Raw genomic sequence first — 20,443 nt, forward strand, 5'->3', positions numbered from 1 at the left:
GCTCGGTGAGCGGTCGCTCACACGAGGGCCGCGCAGTGGGGTGCTGCTCGACGAGTACGGGGGGAACGGCGATGGCGCCGACCGACGTGACGAGTTCCGGCCGGGGCGTGACCGGCATCGACCTGTCGGACCTCGACGGGTTCTGGGCCGCGCCGCTCCCCGAACGGGCCGCGGGGTTCGCGGCCCTGCGGGAGCGCGATCCGGTGTCGTACCACCCGGAGCCCGAGTCCCCGTTCCGCGACCCCGACGGCGGGTTCTACGCCGTCACCCGGCTCGACGACATCCACGAGGTCAGCCGGCACCCGCAGGTCTTCTGCTCGGGCAAGGGCTCCACGTCGATCCCCGACATGCCCGCCGAGTTCGTCGAGTTCTTCGGCTCGATGATCGGGATGGACGACCCGCGGCACGCCCGGATGCGCCGCATCGTCTCCCGCGGGTTCACCCCGCGCCGGCTCGCCCAGCTGACCGACGACGTCGCCACGACGGCCCGGCGCATCGTCGACGACGTGATCGACCGCGGCGAGTGCGACGCCGTCACCGAGATCGCCGCCCGGCTGCCGATGACGATCGTCTGCGAGCTGATGGGGGTGCCCGCGAGCCAGCACGACTTCGTGTTCGACGCGTCGAACGTCGTGCTCGGCGCGGGCGACCCGGAGTACGTGCCGGAGGGCACCGACACCGTCACCGCGATCCTGACCGCGGCGGGCGGGCTGGCCGAGCTGATGCGCGACCTCGGCGCGGCGCGGGCCGCGAACCTCACCGACGACGTGACGTCCGCGCTGGTCAACGCGGAGATCGACGGCGAGCGCCTCACCCCCGACGAGCTGGCGAGCTTCTTCATCCTGCTCGTCGTGGCCGGCAACGAGACCACGCGCAACGCGATCTCGTGGGGGCTGCAGCTGCTCACCGAGCACCCCGACCAGCGCGCGGCCTGGCTCGACGACATCGACGGCGTCACCCCCACCGCGGTCGACGAGATCGTGCGCGTCGCGTCGCCGGTGATCTTCATGCGGCGGACGTGCACCCGCGACACCGAGCTGAACGGCACGCCACTGCGCGAGGGCGACAAGCTCGCGCTGTTCTACTGGTCGGCCAACCGCGATCCCGCGCATTTCGTCGACCCCGAGCGGTTCGACGTGCGGCGCGACCCCAATCCCCACGTGGGCTTCGGCGGGCCGGGCCCGCACTTCTGCCTCGGCGCGCACCTGGCTCGCCGGGAGATGTCGGTGATGTTCCGCGAGCTGCTCACGCGTTTGCCGGACATCCACGCGACCGCGCCCCCGCACCGGCTGCGGTCGATGTTCATCAACGGCGTCAAGCACCTCCCGGTCGCGTTCACGGCCGGGGGCAGCCGATGAGCTCGACGTCGCGGGAGCACCTGGAGTACCCGGACGTCGCCGTCGGCGCGATCCTCGCCGGCTCGGCCCGCCGTTTCGGCGACCGGGTCGCGCTGCACTACCAGGGCCGGGAGCTGTCGTACGCCGGGCTGTACGAGCGTGCCTGTGCGTTCGCGCACGCGTTGCGCGCGCACGGGACCGGCCGCGGCGACGTCGTCGCCGTGCACCTGCCCAACTGCGCGCAGTACGCGATCGCCTACTACGGCATCCTGCTGGCCGGGGCGACGTTCACCCCGGCCAACCCGCTGCTGCCGCCCGCCGAGCTCGCCGCCCAGCTCGCCGACTCCGGTGCGACGGTCGCCCTGACCTGGGCATCGGTACTGCCGGCGCTCGCGTCCGTGCAGGACCGGACGGCGGTGCGGCTGGTGCTGGTGACCGACCGCGACCAGGGCGTCGACCCGGCGCGGCGGCTCGCGCTCGACCCCGCGGTCGACTTCGAGGCCTTTCACGCCGACGCCCCGGTCACCCCGCCCGATCCCGTCACCGAGCCCGCCGCCGACCTCGCGCACCTCGCCTACACCGGCGGGACGACCGGCCGGTCGAAGGCGGTCCAGCTGACGCACCGCAACGTCGTCGCGAACGTGCTGCAGTACGCCTGCGGCGGCGCCGGGGCGGTCAGCAGGGTCGACGACGCCGGCGGCCTGTGGATCGAGCAGATCAGCCCACCGGAGGAGCACCCGACGCGGCTGGGCACCGGGGTGTCCATCTGTCTGGCGCCGTGGTTCCACGCGATGGGCACGATCGGTGGCCTCAACGTCCCCGTCCTCTCGGGGACGACGATGGTGCTGCACGAGCGGTTCGAGCCGGCCGCCTACCTCGCCGACGTGGAGCGTTTCGGCGCGACGACGCTCTCGGGCGCCCCGCCGCTCTACGCGGCCCTGCTGCGTCACCCGGACCTCGCGACGCGCGATCTGTCGAGCGTGCGCGGCCTGAGCTCCGGCGCGGCGCCGCTGCCGCTGGAGGTGATCCAGGGCCTGCGCCGCCGGCTCGGCGAGGACGTCGTCATCGCGGAGGGCTACGGCCTCACCGAGGTGACGATGGGCGCGACGATCGGGCCGTCGGCCCGCTCGGCCGTCCGTAAGCCCGGGACCGTCGGCCTGCCCGTCCCGGACACCGAGATCGCGATCCTCGACCCCGACGGCGTGGAGGTGCCCGTCGGTGAGGAGGGCGAGGTCTGCATCCGCGGACCACAGGTCATGGCCGGCTACCGCAACCGGCCGGAGGAGACGGCCGCGACACTCGTCGACGGGTGGCTGCACTCCGGCGACGTCGGCGTCCTCGACGAGGACGGCTACCTGCGGATCGTCGATCGCAAGAAGGACATGTTGATCTACAAGGGGTACAACGTGTATCCCCGCGAGCTCGAGGAGCTGCTGCACGCCGAGCCGGGAGTGGTCGGGGCGGCGGTCGTGGGCAGGCCGCAGTCCGACGTCGGCGAGCTGCCGGTGGCGTTCGTCGTCGCGCCGGGGCTCGACGAGGCCGGGGTCCAGGAGGTGATCGACAGGGTGAACGCCCAGGTCACGCCGTACAAGCGGGTGCGCGAGGTGGTGCTCGTCGACGAGATTCCGGTGTCGGCGGCGGGCAAGGTGCTCAAGCGTGCGCTCCGGGAGCGGCTGCAGGTGTCGTGACGTCCGTCTGACCTGCGCGGGAACGGTGCCGTGCGGGAGGGCCCGGTCCGCCCCGGGACCAACGGCCCCGATAGGGTGATCGTCGCTAACGGTCGCCGGACCGGCGACGACATGCTCCATGTACGGACACCCGAGCTACCCCGCGGGGCCGCACACGGCCGACCGTTCGGCCGAACGTTCCGCTCCCCGATGAAGGGTGGTCCGCCATGACGGCGACGCGCGTCACGCCCGCGGTCCCGATGTCGCGCTCGTTCATGGACCTGCCCACCCAACGCCTCGTGCCGCCTGCCCACCTCGCGGTGGATGCGCGGAACCAGCCGGCTCAGGCTACCCCGACGTCTCTGGGGAGCGGCGTCGAGAGTGTCCACGCGGTCGGGGCCGCGCGGACCCGGAGCCGGCTGGGCACCATCATCGACGTCGCCGGTCGCGTGGGGACGATCGTGACGTTCGCGGCCGTGGTCATCGTCTCGGCCGCGGTCGGGGCCTCGGCGGGCTCCAACGCCGACTCGGGCGACGCCGCGAACGCGGGCATGACGCTCGGCGCGCCGTAACACCCCGGGCACGGCGACCCGGCCGGACGCGCGGTCGGTCGCAACGGGCCTGTCGCAACGGCCCGTCGCACGGTCGGTTCGAGCGGCCCGACCCGCCAGGGCCGGGCGGTGGTCAGGCGGCCGCTTCGCCCGAGGACGTCAGCGGGCTCTGCAGCACGTGGTCGACCAGCCGCATGATCAGCTGGGTCCCGCCCAGCCGGTACCCGAACTCCTCCCAGGTCAGAATCTCCTTGGAGATCAGCTCCCCGACCGGGCCGGGGTACAGTCGCGTGGCACGGAACGCTGCTGCGCGCAGCCGCATCTTCTCGTGGTGGTCCATCGGGCTCACTCGCTCTCCTCGCCGTCAGCCTGACACGTACGGACGAGCGCCTCGACACTGAAACGCACCCTGTTGGGCACATCGTCGCCTACCCGGTTCACGGCGCGACATGACCGATCCCATGGAGTGACGAGTATCTCACCCTGTGCGCACGGAGCGGGGTTGCACCGCCACGACCTGCGCAGATGATCTCCGCCCGCCCCGGGCGTGCATCCCGACGATCTACATTCGTGCCCGTGAGCCTCACCCAGCAGCTGTGGTCAGACGTCGAGGACATCTACGCGCAGGTCCTCGCACACCCCTTCGTCACCGGCCTGACCGACGGGTCGCTGCCCCACGAGTCGTTCCGGCACTACATCGTCCAGGACTCGCACTACCTGCGGGGCTACGCGAAGGCGCTGGCCGCGTGCGCGGCGAAGGCGCCGACCGACGAGGAGACCGTCATGTTCGCGACGAGCGCCACCAGCGCCGTCGCCGCCGAGCAGGGGATGCACGCCGCGCTGGTCGACGCACTGGGTACGACGCCCGAGGCCGCGGCGAAGGAGCCGGTCGCCCCGACGACGCAGGCCTACCTGAGCTACCTGCTGGCCGTCGCGCACGGAGGCTCCTACGCCGAGGCCGTCGCGACGGTCCTGCCCTGCTACTGGATCTACGCGAAGGTCGGTGCCGAGCTCCTCGAGCGCAGCTCGCCCGATCCGCTCTACGCGCGCTGGATCGCGATGTACGGCGACGAGGACTTCCAGACGGTCGTCGACGCCGTGCTCGCCGTCACCGACCGGATCGGCGAGACCGCCGGGCCGGCCGAGATCGAGCGGATGCGCAGGCACTTCCACACGACGTCGCGCTACGAGTGGATGTTCTGGGACGGCGCGTGGCGCCGGGAGGCCTGGCCCGTCTGACCGGTCCGCCGTGCGTCCCGGACCGGGCAGGCGGCGGTCAGCGCTGGTCGAAGCGGTCCGGGATCAGCACGTGGAGCAGGAACGACACGACCGCGACGATGATCGCGCCCCAGAACGCCGCCCAGAACCCGTCGACGGCGAACGGCAGGCCGACCCTCTCGGCGATGTAGCCGGCCAGCCACAGCAGCAGGCCGTTGACGACCAGGCTGATCAGGCCGAGCGTCAGGATGTAGAGCGGGCAGCCGATCACCTTGATGATCGGCTTCAGCACCGCGTTGATGAGGCCGAAGATGACGGCGACGACGAGCAGCGTGCCGATGGTCGAGGCCGTCGTCGAGTTCGGGCTGACCTCGGTGCCGAGCCGGATGCCGCCGACGAGCAACGTCGCGACCCAGAGGGCGATCGCGACGACGATCACCCGGATCGTGATGGCGAGGGCGTTGCTCATCGGTGACTCTTCTCTCTCTCGCGTGAAGTTCCGGGCGCATCCTCCCGGGTCCCCGGTCGGCTCAGTCGACCAGGGCCTGCTTCACGAGCGTGCGCAGCTGCGGCCGGATCGGGTACGTGCTCGAGGGCATCAGCTGCGTCATGAAGACCGCCGTGACCTCCTCGACCGGGTCGACGTAGAACGCCGTGCTGGCCAGGCCGCCCCAGGCGAACTCGCCCGGGCTGGTCAGGCTCTTGCCGACCACCGGATCGATGACGACGGAGAAGCCCAGCCCGAACCCGACGCCCGCGTACGGCGACTCGGCGAAGATCGGGCGGCCGACCGCGTCGAGGTCGGCTCCGCCCGGCAGGTGGTTGCGCGTCGCCAGGTCGACGGTGCGGTTGGACAGCAGCCGCACCCCGTCGAGCTCGCCGCCGCGGGCCAGCATCTGGGTGAAGCGGTGGTAGTCGTGCAGCGTCGACGCGAGCCCGCCACCGCCGGAGAGCAGGGTCGGCGGCTTGGTGATCAGCTCGCCGAGCGGGCTGCGCGCGAGCCCGCCGCCCGGGCGGGGCAGGTACAGCGCCGCGAGCCGGTCGACGGCGGAGTCCGCCACCTGGAACCCGGTGTCGGACATGCCGAGCGGGCCGAGGATGCGCTCGGCGAAGAACTCGTCGAGCGTCCGGCCCGACGCGACCTCGACGACGCGGCCCAGCACGTCGGTCGACACCCCGTAGTTCCACTCGGTGCCCGGCTGGAACAGCAGCGGCAGCGCGGCGAACTCGTCGCAGGCCGCGGCCAGGTCGACGTCGGGCGGCGTGGTCAGCTCGTGGCCGCGCAGCCGGTACATCTCGTCGACCGGGTGGGCGTGGTGGAAGCCGTAGGTCAGTCCGGACATGTGTGTGAGCAGGTGCCACACCCGGATCGGCTCGGACGTCGGCACCGTCGCCGGGGCCAGCGCCGAACCGGACCGGTACACCCGCACGTCGGCGAACGACGGGATGAAGTTCGAGATCGGATCGGTGAGCGCGAACGCGCCCTCCTCGTGGAGCATCAGGGCGGCGACCGAGGTGATCGGCTTGGTCATCGAGTAGATCCGCCACACCGTGTCCGGTTCGACGGGCAGCCCGGCCTCGACGTCGCGCCGCCCGTAGTGGGACACGTGCACGAGCTTCCCGCGTCTGGCCACCGCGACCGACCAGCCGGGGAGCCTCCCGTCGTCGACGTAGCGCCGGAAGTGCGCGTCGATCCGCGCGAGCCTGTCCTCGTCGACACCGACCGCGGCCGGGTCCACCTCCACTGCGAGCTCACCCACGTCGCCGACCCTACCGGCGGGTGATCGCCGCGGCAGTCCCCGTCCGGCCGTCCTCAGTGGCCGCCGGAGAGGTTCAGCAGGACGACGCCGCCGATGATCAGGAGCACGCCGCCCGCCTTGACGAGGCTCAGCCCCTCGCCGAGGAACAGCACCCCGATCAGCACGACCGCCGCCGTCCCGATGCCGGACCACAGCGCGTACGCCGTGCCGACCTCGAACCGCTTGAGCGCCTGTGCGAGCAGCACGAAGGCACCGACATAGCCAAGGACCACGACGACCGACGGGACGAGCCGGGAGAAGCCGTCGGAGAGCTTGAGGCTCGTCGTCGCGACGACCTCCGTCGCGATCGCGCCGAGCAGCCAGAGCCACGCCATGTCCGCCACGATGCCGGGCGGCCGGGGTCGCGCGGTCCCCGTCGGACCCGCGATCGAGTCACAATCGGGAGCATGCACCCGGCTGTGCCGAACGGGTTCCCCGGCGACGGACCCGTGCTCCCGTCCGTGTCGGCCTCGACGCTGTCGGGCGACGACGAGGTGATCCGCGCGCTGCTGCGTCGCCGGGAGGCCGGCAGCGTGCCCGGCGCCCGCACCGACGGGCACCGGATCGCGTGTGTCATCGGCGGGGGCGGGATGCGCGGCGCCTACGCCGGAGGGATGGTCCACGCGCTGGAGACGACCGGCCTCGCCGACGCCTTCGACGTCGTCTACGGGGTCTCGGCGGGGGCGTTCGTCGGCACCGCGCTGGTGCTGGGGCACGGCTACGACTCCGCCCGCATCTTCCCCGACGACATGGCGTGCAAGGAGTTCATCGACCCGCGCCGGCTCGGGACCCGGCGGCCCATGGTGTCGCTGGACCACCTGATCGACGACATCCTGGTGCACGTCAAGCCCGCGGACTGGGAGGCCCTGCGCGACCATCCCGTGCCGCTGCGCGTGCTGGTCACCGATGCCGCCGACATGACCTCGCACGTGCTGGAGCGGCTCCCCACCCGTGAGGACTGGCGGCGGGCCATGCGGGCGACCGCGACCATCCCGTGGCTCGCCGGGCCGCCGGTGCGGATCGGCGACCGCCGCTACATCGACGGCTCGATCTCGGACCCGATGCCCGTGCTGCGCGCGCTGCGCGACGGCGCCACCCACGTGCTCGCGCTGCTCACCCGCACCGTCCCCGAACTGCGCCGCTCCGAGCCCGGGACCCGCCCACCGCTCTGGGCGCGGTCGATCGACGTCGTCGTCCCCGGGCTGGGGGCGATGACCCAGGACGTCCGCCGGCACGCCGACTCGCTCGCCCTGCTCTCCGACGCCGCCCACCCCGACCGCGACGGCGCGCACCTCATGGCGATCACCCCGGCCCGCTCGGCCGGGGTGCGCGGGCTGACGATCGACGTGCCCCGCATCGAGCAGGCCGTCGTACTGGGCCGGGAGGCCGTCGCGTCGGCGTTGCGCGCCGTGTCCCGGGGCTGAGCCGATCCGCCCCGCCCTGCCGTCCCGCCCCGCCGCCCGGCCCCGCCCGCCGCTCGGCCCCCGTCGAGCGCAACCTCACGGCTCTCGGGAGCCCTCGGGTTCAGGGGGTGGTCGCAACACCGGTGGTTACTGGCCGCGACAGTAGTCGGGTCAGTCTTTCCCCGGGGGTGTCCCAGTCCAGGGTTTTGCGGGGGCGGGAGTTGAGCTTGTCCGCGACCCGGTCCAGATCGGCGTGGGTGTGCACGGACAGATCGGTGCTTTTCGGGAAGTACTGGCGCAACAGCCCGTTGGTGTTCTCGTTGCTGCCCCGCTGCCAGGGGCTGTGTGGGTCGCAGAAATAGACCGGCAACTCCAGCGCCATGGTGATCTCGGCGTGGCGGGCCAGCTCGATGCCCTGGTCCCAGGTCAACGACCGGCGCACCATCGCGGGCAGCACCCGCATCGCGGCGATCATCGCGTCCCGGACCTGGACTGCGCCGTGGCCCCCGGGCAGGTGCAGCAGCAACACGAACCGGGTGGTCCGCTCGACCAGCGTGCCGATCGCGGTCTCGTTGCCGGTGCCGAGGATGAGATCGCCTTCCCAGTGCCCGGGCACGGCCCGGTCGGTGACCTCCGCGGGCCGCTGGGAGATCATGACCTTGTCCCGGATCCGGGTCTGGTTGCGGTGTTGGCGTTGGTCGGGCAGCCGGTTCGGGCGGCGCAACGCCCGCCCGGTCCGGAGACACCCCGCGAGCTCGCGGCGCAGCTGCCCGCGGCCTTGGACGTAGAGGGCCTGGTAGACGCCCTGGTAGATGGTTTCGTGGGACACCCACATCTCCGGCCGGTCGGGGAAGTCTCGGCGCAGAGTCTGACTGATCTGCTCCGGGCTCCACTGCTGCTCGACCAGCCTGGTGTGTACGTGGGCGGCCAGCTCGGGGTGGGTGAGGAGTTTGGCGGGTGTGCGGCGGCGGGCGCGGGCCTCGGCTTTGGCCTGGGCCACCACCGCCCGGTACCGCAGCCGTTCGTGCTGGGGCCGGTCCCGGCCGCCGTGCGTGCCCGGGTCTGGCCCCAGGCGGTGCGGGCGCCCGTCAGGCAGCGGGGGCCGGCGTGGATAGCGCACGGTGCGGTTACGGGCCAGTTCCCGGCCGATGGTGGCGCGGTGGCGGCCCAGCCGCCGGGCGATCTCGGCCCGGCTGTGCCCGGCCGCCCAGCCCACGGCGATCTCTTCACGTTCGGCCAGGGACAGATAACGCCCGCCGGGCTCGGTCAGGTCCGGGATCATCCCACCAGACTCGACGACCCACCCCCGCCCGGCCGAGGCCGACACCCCCACCTCCGCGGCGGCCTGCGCGATCGTGGCCCCCGCCAACCGGGCCCTCCAGAACCGGCGGACCCGTTCCCGCGGCACCCTCGGCGGACCGATCACACTCATCACCCCAGCTCGACAGGGTGTTGCGACGAACCCTTGAATCCACCGCCCCGGGCCGACAGTGAGGTTGCACGAAGACGCTCGAGCGCAACCCCACGGTCGTCCCGCGCCCGCAGGCCGACGGTCAGGTTGCGTCGGGCGCGCCGTCACGCGCCGTCGTCCGTGGTCCGGGGACCTCGCCACGGTAGGTGACAGCCGTGTAATTCACCCACACGTCCCCTGTCGATCCACAGGTTGGTCACATCCTGTGGACCGGGCACTGCGCAGCGCGAACCACCCGATAGCCGCGTTGACCCCGCCCCCGTGGCGAGGCGAACCTGGGTCGTGATCCGCGGCCTCCTCGACGACGACAAGATCCACGGCGACCTGCTCCGTGACGCCCGCGACTACGGCGGCCCCGACCTCGTGGCCGACATCGAGCACGAGGCCCTCGCGTGGGTCGACGAGACACATCCGTGGGACGGCGTCGGCGACGAGCCGGGCGAGCGCCGCTCGGCATACCTCGCGGTCTGGTGGCAGCGCGTCGACCTCGAGCGCGCGGAGCGGATCGGCACCCTCGTCCGTCGTGACGACGGGCGGTGGCAGCAGATCGGCCCCGCCCGCTGCCCGCACGGCCACCCCTTCGGACCCCGCCGCGTGCTCATCGGCTGGGTGCCCTGCCCGTGCCGCGGCCACCACAGCTGGACCTGCGAGGCACCGGTGGGCGACGGCGTGTGCGGCGCTCAGATCGTCCACCCGGAGCCGGGACCGCGGTGCCGCGAGGTCGGGATCGGCGGCCCGCGGCCCGGTCCGTGGTGACGTCCGGACGCCCGCGGTTCAGGCGCCCAGGTGCTCGACGAACCAGTCGCGCGCCGGGGCCGACGCCTGGTCGAAGCCGTCGACGTACGCGTCGAAGTGCCCGCCCGGCAGGATGACCAGCTTCTTCGGTTCGCGGGCGCTCTCGAAGGCGTCGATCGCGAGGTGGGACGGGGTGAGATGGTCCTCGCGCGCGACGACCATCAGCAGCGGCGTCGGGCTGATCCGTGGCAGGTAGCCGCCCGGCTCGTACTCGCCGAGCATCTCCACGGTCCGCAGCGTCACCTCGTTGCGCCAGGACGGGGCGCGCAGCTTGCCGGTCTCGGTGAACCACGTCCAGGAGTCGGGTGTCGGCAGGGCGGAGGGCGCGAGCGGGTCCTCGGCGACCACCGGCACCATCGCGGGCGGGTCGCCTGCGAACCGGGCGACGCGGTCGGCGTCGAACATCTCACGGAAGCCGGCCCGGAAGTCGGCCCTGACCAGCTCGCCGATGTTCGCCGACCCACTGACCAGGGGGACCTGGGCGACGACGGCCTTGACCCGGCGGTCGATCGCGCCGACGACCAGCACGTGCCCGCCCGAGTAGCTGCTGCCCCAGATGCCGATCCGCGTCGCGTCGACGTCGTCGCGGGTCGTGGCGTAGGTGATCGCATGCCGGTAGTCGCGGACCTGCGCCCACGGGTCGATCTCCTGGCGCGGCTCGCCGTCGCTCGCGCCGAAGTTGCGGTTGTCGAAGACGAGCGCGTTGAGCCCCGCGGCGGCGAAGACCTCGGCGAACGAGTCGAGGTACATCTCCTTCACGGCGGAGAACCCGTGGGCCATCACGACGGTCGGCGCCCGGCCGTCGGCGCCCTCGGCCTCGTAGAACCAGCCGCGAAGGACGACGCCCTCGGCGTCGAACTCGATATCACGTCGGGCCATGTGTCGCTCCCCTGGTCGCCCGGAACCAGCCCGGCGTGTGCCGGACCGGCCGGTCCCTCGAGGGGTGCGCGGATCTCCTCGTCGAGACCGGTACCCCGACCGTAGGACGACCGAAGGCGACGTGTCTGCGTCCTGACGGGCGTCACCACGGCGGCCGGGCGGCGCCGTCAGGAGCCGGGACGGAAGATCATGCAGCTGCTCGTCGCATGCGCGACCAGCCGGTCGGCGGAGTCGAGGATCCGTGCCTCGGCCAGCGCGGTCCGGTTGCCGGCCTGCAGCACCTCGCCGACGCAGCGCACCGGTCCCGTCGAGACCGTGATGGGCCGGAGGAACTTCACCGTGAGGTCGAGGCTCGTGTAGTGCACGCCCGCCGGGAGGGTGGACTGCACGGCGCAGCCCGTCGCGGAGTCGAGCAGCGTCGCGTAGACGCCACCGTGCACCGAGCCGATCGGGTTGTAGTGGTACTCCGCGGGCTCGAGGGCGAACTCCACCCGGCCGGCCTCGACCGAGACGAGCGTCAACCCCAGCGTCTCGACGATGGGCGGCGGCGGCAGCTCCCCGGCCGCGAGCCGGCGCAGGAAGGTCAACCCGTCCTCGACGCGGGCTGCCGACGCGGCGATCCGCGGGTCCTCCCACCGGTGGGTGCGGGACCGGACGGCCCCCTCGGGCTCGCGGGGCAGGGACTCGACGGACATGGCCGGACTCCTCGACGGGTGTGCGTGCGTCCTGGCCGACAGTAGAGACTGACGGTTTCGTGACGCAACCGAATCGCGGCGGAGGCCACAGCCCGCCCACGGGGAACGCAGGTAGAACGGGCCCCGTGCGCAGGTGGGGCCTGGTGGTGCTGGCCGGGATGTTGCTGCTCGCCGGATGCTCGGCGGGAACACCCGCCCCGCCGTCGGACCCCTTCGCGATCGACGAGCGCCCTGCGACAGCGGGCTTCTACGGCGAGCTCCACCGTCCACCCGGCGCCACCGACGACCCGATCCGGCGACCGGCGGTGCTCGTCGTCGGCGGGGCGGAGGGCGGCCTCGCGCTCGATCCGCTCGCGGCGGCGTTGGCGCGCAAGGGATTCGTATCGCTCGCCGTCGGCTACTTCGGGCTCCCGGGGCTGCCCCCGACACTCCGGGAGATCCCGCTCGAGTACTTCGCGACGGCGCTGCGGGTGCTGGCCGCGCAGCCGGGGGTCGACCCGGCGCGGATCGTGGTCTGGGGGGCCTCCCGCGGCAGCGAGGTCGCGCAGCTGCTCGCCGTCGACTTCCCGGCGCTCGTGCGTGGCGTCGTCGCCGACTCCCCCAGCAGCGTCGTGCATGCGTCCAGCCCGTCGCCGCACGTGGCGGCATGGACGCTGGCCGGACGGCCGGTGCCCTGGGCGTCGGTCGCGCACCAGGACGACCCCCGGGCGCCGGGCGCGACGATCGACGACGACGCCGTCGCCGGCCCGATCCTCACCATCTGCGGCGGCGCCGACGCGCTCTGGCCCTCCTGTTCCTTCGCCGACGCCATCGCGGCCCGGTCGCCGCGCGTGACCGAGCTCGACTATCCGGCGGCGGGGCACACGTTCGTCGGGCTGCACCTGCAGGGGGTGCAGGCACCCGGCGTCGCGGCCCGGGTGGCCGCGGCCGGCGGGAGGTCGCAGGCGAACACCGACGCCGCGATCGACGCCTTCGACCGTGCCGTGCGGTTCATCGCCGGCGTCTGACGGGCGCCGGGCTCGACCGCTACGCCCGACGCCCGCTCGCCCGCAGGTGGGCGCGCTCCCCCTGCTTGCCGAACAGGCTCAGCGCCTCGACCGGACGGTCCCCGGTGGCGAAGCCGTGCGGGACGTGGCAGTCGAACTCGGCCGCCTCGCCGACGCCGAGCTGGATCTCCTTGTCGCCCAGCAGGAGCGTGAGCCGGCCGCTCAGGACGTACACCCACTCGAAGCCCTCGTGGGTGCGCAGCTCGGTGCACTCCAGGCCGGGCCCGTAGACGAGGCGGTAGGGCCGCGGCTGCACCGGCCCGCGGGTCAGCGGATAGGCGACGGCACTTCCGGTGCGGATCGGCTCGAGGCCGCGGACCCGCGGATCGGGGACGGACGGCTCGGCGCCGACGAGGTCGTCGAGGCCGACGCCGTACGCGCGGGCGATCGGCAGCAACAGCTCGAGCGTCGCCCGGCGGTGTCCGGACTCCAGGCGCGACAGCGTGCTCGTCGAGATCCCGGTGGTGCGGGAGAGGGCCGCGAGGGTGAGGTCGCGCTCGCGGCGCAGCTCCGCGAGGCGCGGGCCGACGCGAGCCAGCACGGCACCCTGATCGGTCGGGTCGGCGGTCATGCGTCTTTGCTACTCCGGCAAGGATGTTGGCGCAACAGCACGGCGGCGAGGGACGGTGAGCGCATGACGAACTCGGAGAACCACGACGTCCTGGTGGTCGGCGGTGGCGCCGCGGGGCTGTCGGCCGCACTGATGCTCGGCCGGTCCCGGCGGTCGGTGCTGGTGCTCGACGCCGGCGAGCCGCGCAACGCCCCCGCCGCAGGGATCCACGGCCTGCTCGGGCACGAGGGCACCCCGCCGGCCGAGCTGCTGCGCCGCGGCCGGGAGGAGGTCGGGCGGTACGGGGTCGTCGTCCGCCGGGCGCGGGCGGTCGCGGCGACGCGCGACGAGAGCGGCTTCACGGTCACCCTCGACGGCGGCGGTGCCGTGCACGCCCGACGCATCGTCCTGGCGACGGGCGTCGTCGACGAGCTGCCCGCCGTCGACGGTCTCGCCGCGCGCTGGGGCCGCGACGTGCTGCACTGCCCGTACTGCCACGGCTGGGAGGTCCGGGATCGGGCGATCGTCGTACTCGCGACCGGCCCGATGGCCGTGCACCAGGCCCTGCTGTTCCACCAGCTCTCGGCCGACGTCACGCTCCTGCTGCACGAACAGCCGGCACTCGTCGACGAGCAGGCCGCGGAGCTGGCGGCCGTCGGTGTGCGGGTCGTCGACGGCGCGGTGGCGCGGGTCGTCGTCGAGAACGACGTGCTCACCGGCGTGCAGCTGCGGTCGGGTGAGGTCGTGCCCGCGGAGGCGGTCGCCGTGGGGTCGCGGCCCGTCGCCCGGCGCGACCTGCTCGCCGATCTCGGCCTGGGCCTGCGCGAGCTGCCGGGCGGGACGGGCGCCGCGGTCGAGGCCGACCCGACGGGAGCGACCGCCACGCCCGGCGTCTGGGCCGCCGGCAACCTGACCGACCCGTTCGCGCAGGTCGGCGCGTCGGCGGCGGCCGGGGCGAAGGCGGGTGCGATGGTCAACGCGGATCTCGTCGCGGAGGAGGCGCGCGCGGCCCTCGCACCGACGTCACTCACGGGGGCCGGCGTGGCAGGCTCCCACCCGTGAGCATCACCCTCGAACAGGCCCAGACCGTCGTCACCGCAGCACTCGCCCACGGCACCGAGCAGGGTTTCAACCCGCTGACCGTCGCCGTCCTCGACCCGGGCGGCGCGCTCGTCGCACTGGCCCGCCAGGACGGGTCCGGCAACCTGCGGCCCGATCTCGCCGTCGCCAAGGCCTACGGCGTGCTCGCGCTGGGCATGACCAACCGCGCCATCGCCGCCCGGGCGGCCGACTCCCCCGAGTTCTTCACCTCCGTCGCGACGCTGGCCGGCGGCCGGATCCTGTCGGTCCCCGGCGGCGTGTTCGTGCGCGACGGCGACGGCCGGCTGCTCGGGGCCGTCGGGGTCACCGGCGACGCCTCGCTCAACGACGAGGCCGCCGCCGTGGCCGGCATCCGCGCGGCCGGGCTCGTGCCCGTGACCGGCGCCGAGTAGGGCCGGCTCGCGACGGCGGGCCGATCGGCGGGTGCCGACGCCCGCCGGACGCGGCAGGATCGGGGAATGACCCCCGATCTCGTGCGCGCCTTCGAGAGCGCGGTCAACGCGGTGGACGTCGACGCGGCCGCCGCGCTCGTCACCGACGACGTCGAGGTGGGCGGCCCCCGCGGGGCCGCCCGCGGCGTCGAGGTCCTGCGCAGCTGGGTGGCCGGTTCGGGCATCTCGTTGTCGACGGTGCGGTTCTTCGGCCGCGGCGACGTCGCCGTCGCGCTGCAGGACGCACGCTGGATCGACGACGACAGCACCCGCAGCGTCGCCACCGAGTTCACCGCGCGCGACGGCCGGATCAGCCGCATCGTCCGCCACGACGACGGGCTCGACGCCGCGCTGGCCGCGGCCGGGCTCGGCGAGGCCGACGAGATCGAGTTCTGACCGGCGACGTCACCCGACGAGCGTCGGGAACCGCCGGATCCAGCGCTTCTGCCCCGGCGTCTCGACCGCGCGCGGCCGGTAGTGCCCGCGGACCCAGGCGAGCGCGTCGTCGGCGGGGTGGCCGGCCAGGATCGCCATGCACGCCAGCACCGTCCCGGTGCGCCCCGTGCCGCCGCCGCACGCGACCTCGACCCGTTCGCCCGCCCGCGCCCGCTCGTAGGCGGCGACGACCATCGCGGCGGCACGGGCGTCGTCGCGCGGGGTGCGGAAGTCGGGCCAGTCGATCCACTCGGCGGGCCACGGCGGCGTCCACACCGGGGCGCGGGTGAACCGCCTGCGCGGCGATCCGAGGTAGAGCCCGAACTGCGGGTCGGGGCCGCCGGGCAGCGGCTCACGGCGCCCGCGGCCACGCACCGGCGTGCCGTCGGGCAGGGTCGTCGCCCCCGTCAATCTCGCCCCGCCGTCGACGTCCACCGCGCGATTCTCCCGGCCGGGATCCGGCGGGACGGGACGGGCCCGCCGGCCGGCCGCTGTAGCGTCCGCGATGTGCCCGACGCGCCCGACATCGTCGCGGTCCTGCGCGCGGCAGGCTGTGTGTTCGCCGAGGACGAGGCCGCGGTGCTGCTGGCCGAGGCGCCCTCGCCGGACGCGCTGGCGGCGATGGTCGCGCGGCGCGCCGCGGGCGACCCGCTCGAGCAGATCGTCGGCTGGGCCGGCTTCCGCGGACTGCGCGTGGTCGTCGCGCCCGGGGTCTTCGTGCCGCGGCAGCGCACGTCGTTCCTCGCGGGGCTCGCGGTAGCGGCGACCCGCGACGGTGCGACGGTCGTCGACATGTGCTGCGGGGCCGGTGCCGTCGCGCTGGCGGTGCGGGTCGAGTCGGGCGCCGCGCAGGTGCACGCGGCCGACGTCGATCCCGCGGCGGTGGCCTGCGCCCGGCGCAACCTGCCCCCCGCGACGGTGCACCAGGGCGACCTCTACGCGGCGCTGCCTCCCGACCTGCGCGGACGCGTGGACGTCGTCGTCGCCAACGCGCCCTACGTGCCGACCGCCGCGGTCGCGCTGATGCCGCCGGAGGCCCGGTTGCACGAGCCGATGGTCGCCCTCGACGGCGGCGGCGACGGTCTCGACATCGCGCGCCGGGTCGTCGCCGGCGCACCGCAGTGGCTGGTCGCGGGCGGCGTACTGCTCGTCGAGACCAGCGACGAGCAGGCGCCCGTCCTGCGGGACGTGTTCGCCCGCAACGGTTTTGCCGCGAGCGTCGAGTCCGACGACGAGATCGGCGCCACCGCGGTGCGAGGCGTGCTCGACGGCCGTCGGGGTTGACCGGGGCCGCATCGGTGGCGACGTGGCCCACGCCTGCTGGATCGATCGGTCCGGCGCCCTGAGCCGGGAGCGTCGGGCTGTCACACAGCGAGGGGCTGCCGCGGAGTGGACCGATCGATACACTCGGGGCGTGGCACCCGACCGAGGATCGACGTGCGCGCGTTCGACGGCGCCGACGCGACCCGACCACCGCCCCCGACAGCCCGTGGCCGGCCGTCGTCCGGGCCACCCGGCCCGGCCGGTGCGCGGCGACGGACCCCGGTTCCCGCGGCCGACCGTTGCGGCCGCTGCGGCCGGAGAACGCGCCGGTAGCCTGTCGCCGACCTGGGCGACCGCGGGTGGGACGGACGGTATCGGACGATGACGGGCACGACCTACTACGAGGTCAACCGGGAGCGGGTCATCGCCGCGGCGGCGGAGCTGTTCGCGCGCAACGGCTACCACGGGACCGGCATGGCCGAGCTGGGCCGCGCCGTCGAGCTCGGCCGCGGCGCCCTGTACCGGTACATCGGCAGCAAGGAAGCGGTCCTCTACGCGATCAGCAAGGACCAGGTCGACAAGATGAACCGCTACGCCGAGGAGGTGCTCGACCGCGGCCTCGAGCCCCGCGAGGTGCTGCGTGAGATGGCCCGCGGCCTCCTGCGCAACATCGCCGACCATCGCGCGGAGTGGGCGGTGTTCTTCCGCGAGTACAACGCGCTCACCGGCGAGCGCCGCGACGAGGTCATCGCCGCCCGGGAACGCTACGAGGGCTACTGGCGCCAGGCGCTCGACCGCGGCGTGCGCGAGGGGACGCTGCGCCCGACGCCCCGGCTGCTCGTCAAGGGCATCCTCGGGATGCTCAACTACACCTACCTGTGGTTCACCCCCGACGGCGAGCTGACGCCCGAGGAGCTGGCCGATCTCTTCCTCGACGCGCTCATCGACGGCATCCACAGCTGACGGTCGGAGCGCCCCGGTACGAGCGGGACGGGCCGGGGCGAGCCGCCGCCCGTGCCCGTCAGGCGCCGGCGCCGAGCAGGTCGAGCCACTTGAGCAGGAGCTGCTGCTCCTCGTCGCCGAGCGGCGACGACGGCTCGGCGCGCAGCTGGGCCGCGAGCCGGATCGCGACCGGGCCGATGTCGGCGCCGGCCGTCTCGGGCCCCGAGCGCCCCTGCTCGCGGAAACGGCCCTGCCCGTCGAGGCGGCCCTGCTCGCCGGGACTGCCCGGCTCGTCGAGGCCGGCCGGCTCGTCGGGGCTACCCGGCTCGTCGAGGCACGCGGCGAAGACGGCGTCGCGCACGCTCGTGGACAGCTGCGGGTCGGAGTACAGGTCGGGACGGACCAGGACCGCGAGCGCCACCCCGACGTTGGCGGACAGGATGCGCTGCGCCGCGAGCGGCGCCGGCAGCCGCAGGACACCGGCGCGGGCACAGCGTTCGAGCGTCGCGGACAGCAGCCCGAAGATCGTCTCCGGCGCCTCCGGTCGCCGCGTGAGCGTCGGCGAGAACATGAGCCGGTAGACGGCCGGGTTCTCGAGCGCGAAGGCGATGTGGTCGTCCCATCCCGCCCGCAGGTCGGCGACCGGGTCCTCGGTCGTCTCCAGCGCGCGTTTGCGCTCGACGTAGCGCTCGAAGCCGTGGTCGACGAGCGCGGCGAGCAGGCCCGCCTTGTCGCCGAAGATCCGGTACAGCGCCGGCTGGCCGACGCCGACCGCCTCGCAGACGGCGCGGGTCGAGACGTCGTTGTCGTCCGACGCGGCCAGCTGCTGCTCGGCGGCTCGCAGCATCCGCAGGCGCAGGGTGGGAGCTTCCGTCACCGTATCGACGTTACGCGTCGCTCGGACCGATGACCCGCACCGGGGCGTATCAATGATACGCATCACACGGGGCAACGATACGATGTTCCGTATCGTTGATACCATCGAAGGATATCGACGCTTCGCAGCTGCGAGGCCGGAAACGAAAAGGTGAGACCCATGAGGGACGGCACCCCGCGCGTGGCACTCGTGACCGGCGGCACCGGCGGGATCGGTGAAGCCGTCGTCCACGCACTCGTCGACGACGGGTTCGCCGTCGCAGTGCACTACGCGGGCAACAAGACCAAGGCGGACACCCTCGTCGAGACCATCACCGCCGCCGGCGGGCGGGCCGTCGCGGTCGGTGGCGACGTCGCCGACGAGCACGCCATGGCTGCCGCGTTCGACGCGGTCGAGTCGGCGTTCGGCGGGATCGACGTCGTCGTCAACACCGCCGGCATCATGGTCCTCGGGCCGATCGCCGACTACGACCTCGACCAGTTCGACCGGATCGTCCGCACCAACCTGCGGGGCACGTTCGTCGTGTCCCAGCTGGCCGCGCGCCACGTCCGCGACGGCGGCGCGATCATCAACTTCTCGACGTCGGTGACCCGGACCCAGCTCCCGAAGTACGGGCCCTACGTGGCGACCAAGGCGGCGGTCGAGGGCCTCACCCTCATCCTCGCCCGTGAGCTGCGTGGTCGTGACGTCACGGTCAACACCGTCGCGCCCGGACCGACCGCAACGCCGCTGTTCTTCGACAGCAACACCGAGCAGACCGTCGCCGCCCTGACCAACGCCACCCCGCTCGAACGGCTCGGGCGGCCCGAGGACATCGCCTCGACGGTGGCCCAGCTGGCCGGTCCCGCGCGCTGGACGAACGGGCAGACCGTGTTCGTCAACGGCGGCCTCGCCTGATCTCGTCGCGCGGTCCTCGTCCGTGCCCGCCACCCTCCCCTCGCCACGTCGGTGTCGACCGGCTGCGCCGCCGGCCGACCGCACGGCGCGAGGCCGGCCAACGGATCCGACCGCTCGCACACGACGACACCCGCAGCGACCCCTCGCCGGCGCCGGCGGCGACGTCCAGCGCCATAGCCGCCCTCGGCGCGTCGAGCAGGAGACACCTGGACGCCTCGATCCCATAAAATCTCACTCAGCTGAGGTAGACATTCTCGACCGGCCGCGGGTAGGCTTCCGTCCGTCGAGATGAGAGGTCCAGAGGCGCGGGAGATGACGTAACTACTCGCGGAGCAACACCAGCAAGTCAGCAACACCAGCAAGTCAGCAACACCAGCAAGTCAGCAACACCAGCAAGTCAGCAACACCAGCAAGTCAGCAACACCAGCAAGTCGGAAAAACTGAGGAGAAGGAGAGGCACACGCTGTCAGACCCGCGGGTTCGCCTGGCGAACACGACGGGTATCGCGACCTGTCGGAATGGAAGGTGGATATCGGTATAAGCGGTCCTGTGCCCGCGAGCGGTTTCCGAGTTCTGCGGGTCGAGGAACCGGCATCTGATGCCGGTTGATGGTGTTGAACAGCTGATCCTGGGGCCCCGGTGCGACTGCACCGGGGCCCCTCGTCTACGGAGGCGCGATGGCCCCAGATTCTGAAACCGCGGCCGACAGGCTCGACGACGAGCATTATCCCGCCTACACGATGGGCCGCGCCGCGGAAATGCTCGGGACGTCCGCAGGGTTCCTGCGCAGTCTCGACGAGGTGAAACTGCTCGTGCCACAGCGCTCGGCCGGGGGACACCGCCGCTACTCCCGCTATCAGCTGAGACTGGCCGCGCGGGTGCGGGCCTTGATCGACGAAGGCCTGGGGCTGGACGCGGCCTGCCGGATCGTCATTCTCGAGGACCAGCTCGAGGAAGCCCGGCGCATCAACGCCGAGCTACACCGGCGTGACCGGACAGGTGAACCCATCACGCCTGACCCGACCTGATCCGGAGCATTCTCCTCCGACAGCACGGGCCGCCACCGATGAGGGAGTCGTCCTCCCC

The 20,443-nt window shown here is 73.2% G+C and carries 24 protein-coding genes; 14 read left to right on the forward strand and 10 right to left on the reverse strand.

The window, feature by feature from the left end:
* Positions 1-71 precede the first annotated feature (71 nt).
* The 3 genes from PSED_RS27505 to PSED_RS27515 all read left to right on the forward strand — a co-directional run bounded on the left by PSED_RS27505 (position 72) and on the right by PSED_RS27515 (position 3,576).
* Positions 72-1,358 (forward strand): cytochrome P450, encoded by a 1,287-nt coding sequence (locus PSED_RS27505; protein WP_013677508.1) that lies wholly within the window; start codon positions 72-74, stop codon positions 1,356-1,358.
* Complete coding sequence (locus PSED_RS27510) at positions 1,355-3,025, forward strand: class I adenylate-forming enzyme family protein (RefSeq protein WP_013677509.1); 1,671 nt, start codon at positions 1,355-1,357, stop codon at positions 3,023-3,025. The genes PSED_RS27505 and PSED_RS27510 overlap by 4 nt, the downstream gene beginning before the upstream one ends.
* Before the next feature lie 206 nt (positions 3,026-3,231).
* The gene (locus PSED_RS27515; RefSeq protein ID WP_013677510.1) at positions 3,232-3,576 is read left to right on the forward strand and encodes a hypothetical protein; all 345 of its coding nucleotides are present in this window, start codon (positions 3,232-3,234) and stop codon (positions 3,574-3,576) included.
* A gap of 112 nt (positions 3,577-3,688) precedes the next feature.
* Here PSED_RS27515 and PSED_RS27520 read toward each other — a convergent pair whose 3' ends face one another.
* On the reverse strand, positions 3,689-3,895 hold the full coding sequence (locus PSED_RS27520) for a hypothetical protein (RefSeq protein WP_041760050.1): 207 nt from the start codon (positions 3,893-3,895) through the stop codon (positions 3,689-3,691).
* Positions 3,896-4,131: 236 nt separating this feature from the next.
* Between PSED_RS27520 and tenA the strand changes: the two genes are divergently transcribed.
* Positions 4,132-4,794 carry a thiaminase II gene (tenA, locus tag PSED_RS27525; RefSeq protein WP_013677512.1) on the forward strand — a complete coding sequence of 221 codons (663 nt, stop codon included), beginning with the start codon at positions 4,132-4,134 and terminating at the stop codon, positions 4,792-4,794.
* A gap of 37 nt (positions 4,795-4,831) precedes the next feature.
* Here the strand turns inward: tenA and PSED_RS27530 are convergent, their stop codons facing one another.
* From PSED_RS27530 to PSED_RS27540, 3 genes are all read right to left on the reverse strand, one after another.
* A complete protein-coding gene (locus PSED_RS27530) occupies positions 4,832-5,242 on the reverse strand; it encodes a phage holin family protein (protein WP_013677513.1) in 411 nt (136 codons plus the stop codon).
* A 61-nt stretch (positions 5,243-5,303) separates the two neighbouring features.
* Complete coding sequence (locus PSED_RS27535; RefSeq protein ID WP_013677514.1) at positions 5,304-6,533, reverse strand: serine hydrolase domain-containing protein; 1,230 nt, start codon at positions 6,531-6,533, stop codon at positions 5,304-5,306.
* 53 nt (positions 6,534-6,586) lie between these two features.
* The gene (locus PSED_RS27540; protein WP_013677515.1) at positions 6,587-6,907 is read right to left on the reverse strand and encodes a DMT family transporter; all 321 of its coding nucleotides are present in this window, start codon (positions 6,905-6,907) and stop codon (positions 6,587-6,589) included.
* 72 nt (positions 6,908-6,979) lie between these two features.
* On the opposite strand from PSED_RS27540, the gene PSED_RS27545 reads away from it, so the two are divergent.
* Entirely contained in the window at positions 6,980-7,996 is a 1,017-nt protein-coding gene (locus PSED_RS27545; protein ID WP_013677516.1) for a patatin-like phospholipase family protein, read from the forward strand.
* Positions 7,997-8,096: 100 nt separating this feature from the next.
* Here PSED_RS27545 and PSED_RS27550 read toward each other — a convergent pair whose 3' ends face one another.
* Positions 8,097-9,407 carry an IS30 family transposase gene (locus PSED_RS27550; protein WP_013673246.1) on the reverse strand — a complete coding sequence of 437 codons (1,311 nt, stop codon included), beginning with the start codon at positions 9,405-9,407 and terminating at the stop codon, positions 8,097-8,099.
* Between the two features lie 300 nt (positions 9,408-9,707).
* Here PSED_RS27550 and PSED_RS27555 point away from each other — a divergent pair, with 300 nt between their 5' ends.
* Positions 9,708-10,202, forward strand: a complete 495-nt coding sequence (locus tag PSED_RS27555; RefSeq protein ID WP_143770647.1) for a hypothetical protein — start codon at positions 9,708-9,710, stop codon at positions 10,200-10,202.
* Positions 10,203-10,220: 18 nt separating this feature from the next.
* On the opposite strand, the gene PSED_RS27560 is transcribed toward PSED_RS27555, so the two are convergent.
* Positions 10,221-11,315: an alpha/beta hydrolase gene (locus PSED_RS27560; RefSeq protein WP_325176147.1), complete on the reverse strand. Its 1,095-nt coding sequence runs from the start codon at positions 11,313-11,315 to the stop codon at positions 10,221-10,223.
* Positions 11,288-11,815 (reverse strand): PaaI family thioesterase, encoded by a 528-nt coding sequence (locus PSED_RS27565; protein ID WP_013677519.1) that lies wholly within the window; start codon positions 11,813-11,815, stop codon positions 11,288-11,290. The genes PSED_RS27560 and PSED_RS27565 overlap by 28 nt, the downstream gene beginning before the upstream one ends.
* A 125-nt stretch (positions 11,816-11,940) precedes the next feature.
* Between PSED_RS27565 and PSED_RS27570 the strand changes: the two genes are divergently transcribed.
* On the forward strand, positions 11,941-12,822 hold the full coding sequence (locus PSED_RS27570; protein ID WP_143770649.1) for an acyl-CoA thioester hydrolase/BAAT C-terminal domain-containing protein: 882 nt from the start codon (positions 11,941-11,943) through the stop codon (positions 12,820-12,822).
* A gap of 19 nt (positions 12,823-12,841) precedes the next feature.
* Here PSED_RS27570 and PSED_RS27575 read toward each other — a convergent pair whose 3' ends face one another.
* The gene (locus PSED_RS27575; protein ID WP_013677521.1) at positions 12,842-13,432 is read right to left on the reverse strand and encodes a helix-turn-helix domain-containing protein; all 591 of its coding nucleotides are present in this window, start codon (positions 13,430-13,432) and stop codon (positions 12,842-12,844) included.
* Positions 13,433-13,495: 63 nt separating this feature from the next.
* Between PSED_RS27575 and PSED_RS27580 the strand changes: the two genes are divergently transcribed.
* The 3 genes from PSED_RS27580 to PSED_RS27590 all read left to right on the forward strand — a co-directional run bounded on the left by PSED_RS27580 (position 13,496) and on the right by PSED_RS27590 (position 15,339).
* Positions 13,496-14,473 carry an NAD(P)/FAD-dependent oxidoreductase gene (locus PSED_RS27580; RefSeq protein ID WP_013677522.1) on the forward strand — a complete coding sequence of 326 codons (978 nt, stop codon included), beginning with the start codon at positions 13,496-13,498 and terminating at the stop codon, positions 14,471-14,473.
* Positions 14,470-14,904: a GlcG/HbpS family heme-binding protein gene (locus tag PSED_RS27585; RefSeq protein WP_013677523.1), complete on the forward strand. Its 435-nt coding sequence runs from the start codon at positions 14,470-14,472 to the stop codon at positions 14,902-14,904. The genes PSED_RS27580 and PSED_RS27585 overlap by 4 nt, the downstream gene beginning before the upstream one ends.
* Before the next feature lie 66 nt (positions 14,905-14,970).
* Positions 14,971-15,339, forward strand: a complete 369-nt coding sequence (locus PSED_RS27590; protein WP_013677524.1) for a nuclear transport factor 2 family protein — start codon at positions 14,971-14,973, stop codon at positions 15,337-15,339.
* 9 nt (positions 15,340-15,348) lie between these two features.
* On the opposite strand, the gene PSED_RS27595 is transcribed toward PSED_RS27590, so the two are convergent.
* Complete coding sequence (locus PSED_RS27595; protein ID WP_013677525.1) at positions 15,349-15,813, reverse strand: phosphatase domain-containing protein; 465 nt, start codon at positions 15,811-15,813, stop codon at positions 15,349-15,351.
* A 72-nt stretch (positions 15,814-15,885) separates the two neighbouring features.
* Between PSED_RS27595 and PSED_RS27600 the strand changes: the two genes are divergently transcribed.
* Together PSED_RS27600 and PSED_RS27605 are read left to right on the forward strand one after the other, a co-directional pair.
* Complete coding sequence (locus tag PSED_RS27600; RefSeq protein WP_013677526.1) at positions 15,886-16,662, forward strand: putative protein N(5)-glutamine methyltransferase; 777 nt, start codon at positions 15,886-15,888, stop codon at positions 16,660-16,662.
* 360 nt (positions 16,663-17,022) lie between these two features.
* Positions 17,023-17,604, forward strand: a complete 582-nt coding sequence (locus PSED_RS27605) for a TetR/AcrR family transcriptional regulator (RefSeq protein ID WP_013677527.1) — start codon at positions 17,023-17,025, stop codon at positions 17,602-17,604.
* A 58-nt stretch (positions 17,605-17,662) separates the two neighbouring features.
* Here PSED_RS27605 and PSED_RS27610 read toward each other — a convergent pair whose 3' ends face one another.
* Positions 17,663-18,460: a TetR/AcrR family transcriptional regulator gene (locus tag PSED_RS27610; protein WP_013677528.1), complete on the reverse strand. Its 798-nt coding sequence runs from the start codon at positions 18,458-18,460 to the stop codon at positions 17,663-17,665.
* Between the two features lie 159 nt (positions 18,461-18,619).
* Between PSED_RS27610 and PSED_RS27615 the strand changes: the two genes are divergently transcribed.
* Together PSED_RS27615 and PSED_RS27620 are read left to right on the forward strand one after the other, a co-directional pair.
* Positions 18,620-19,357 (forward strand): SDR family oxidoreductase, encoded by a 738-nt coding sequence (locus PSED_RS27615; RefSeq protein WP_013677529.1) that lies wholly within the window; start codon positions 18,620-18,622, stop codon positions 19,355-19,357.
* A gap of 677 nt (positions 19,358-20,034) precedes the next feature.
* Positions 20,035-20,385 (forward strand): MerR family transcriptional regulator, encoded by a 351-nt coding sequence (locus PSED_RS27620; RefSeq protein ID WP_013677530.1) that lies wholly within the window; start codon positions 20,035-20,037, stop codon positions 20,383-20,385.
* Positions 20,386-20,443: the final 58 nt, after the last annotated feature.

The organism is Pseudonocardia benzenivorans CB1190 (assembly GCF_000196675.2).
Lineage (GTDB): Bacteria > Actinomycetota > Actinomycetes > Mycobacteriales > Pseudonocardiaceae > Pseudonocardia > Pseudonocardia benzenivorans.

Coding starts and splice junctions, on each gene's coding strand:
- PSED_RS27505 (WP_013677508.1), top strand. CDS start 72: ATGGCGCCGACCGACGTGACGAGTTCCGGCCGGGGCGTGACCGGCATC.
- PSED_RS27510 (WP_013677509.1), top strand. CDS start 1,355: ATGAGCTCGACGTCGCGGGAGCACCTGGAGTACCCGGACGTCGCCGTC.
- PSED_RS27515 (WP_013677510.1), top strand. CDS start 3,232: ATGACGGCGACGCGCGTCACGCCCGCGGTCCCGATGTCGCGCTCGTTC.
- PSED_RS27520 (WP_041760050.1), bottom strand. CDS start 3,895: ATGGACCACCACGAGAAGATGCGGCTGCGCGCAGCAGCGTTCCGTGCC.
- PSED_RS27530 (WP_013677513.1), bottom strand. CDS start 5,242: ATGAGCAACGCCCTCGCCATCACGATCCGGGTGATCGTCGTCGCGATC.
- PSED_RS27540 (WP_013677515.1), bottom strand. CDS start 6,907: ATGGCGTGGCTCTGGCTGCTCGGCGCGATCGCGACGGAGGTCGTCGCG.
- PSED_RS27545 (WP_013677516.1), top strand. CDS start 6,980: ATGCACCCGGCTGTGCCGAACGGGTTCCCCGGCGACGGACCCGTGCTC.
- PSED_RS27550 (WP_013673246.1), bottom strand. CDS start 9,407: ATGAGTGTGATCGGTCCGCCGAGGGTGCCGCGGGAACGGGTCCGCCGG.
- PSED_RS27565 (WP_013677519.1), bottom strand. CDS start 11,815: ATGTCCGTCGAGTCCCTGCCCCGCGAGCCCGAGGGGGCCGTCCGGTCC.
- PSED_RS27575 (WP_013677521.1), bottom strand. CDS start 13,432: ATGACCGCCGACCCGACCGATCAGGGTGCCGTGCTGGCTCGCGTCGGC.
- PSED_RS27580 (WP_013677522.1), top strand. CDS start 13,496: ATGACGAACTCGGAGAACCACGACGTCCTGGTGGTCGGCGGTGGCGCC.
- PSED_RS27590 (WP_013677524.1), top strand. CDS start 14,971: ATGACCCCCGATCTCGTGCGCGCCTTCGAGAGCGCGGTCAACGCGGTG.
- PSED_RS27605 (WP_013677527.1), top strand. CDS start 17,023: ATGACGGGCACGACCTACTACGAGGTCAACCGGGAGCGGGTCATCGCC.
- PSED_RS27615 (WP_013677529.1), top strand. CDS start 18,620: ATGAGGGACGGCACCCCGCGCGTGGCACTCGTGACCGGCGGCACCGGC.
- PSED_RS27620 (WP_013677530.1), top strand. CDS start 20,035: ATGGCCCCAGATTCTGAAACCGCGGCCGACAGGCTCGACGACGAGCAT.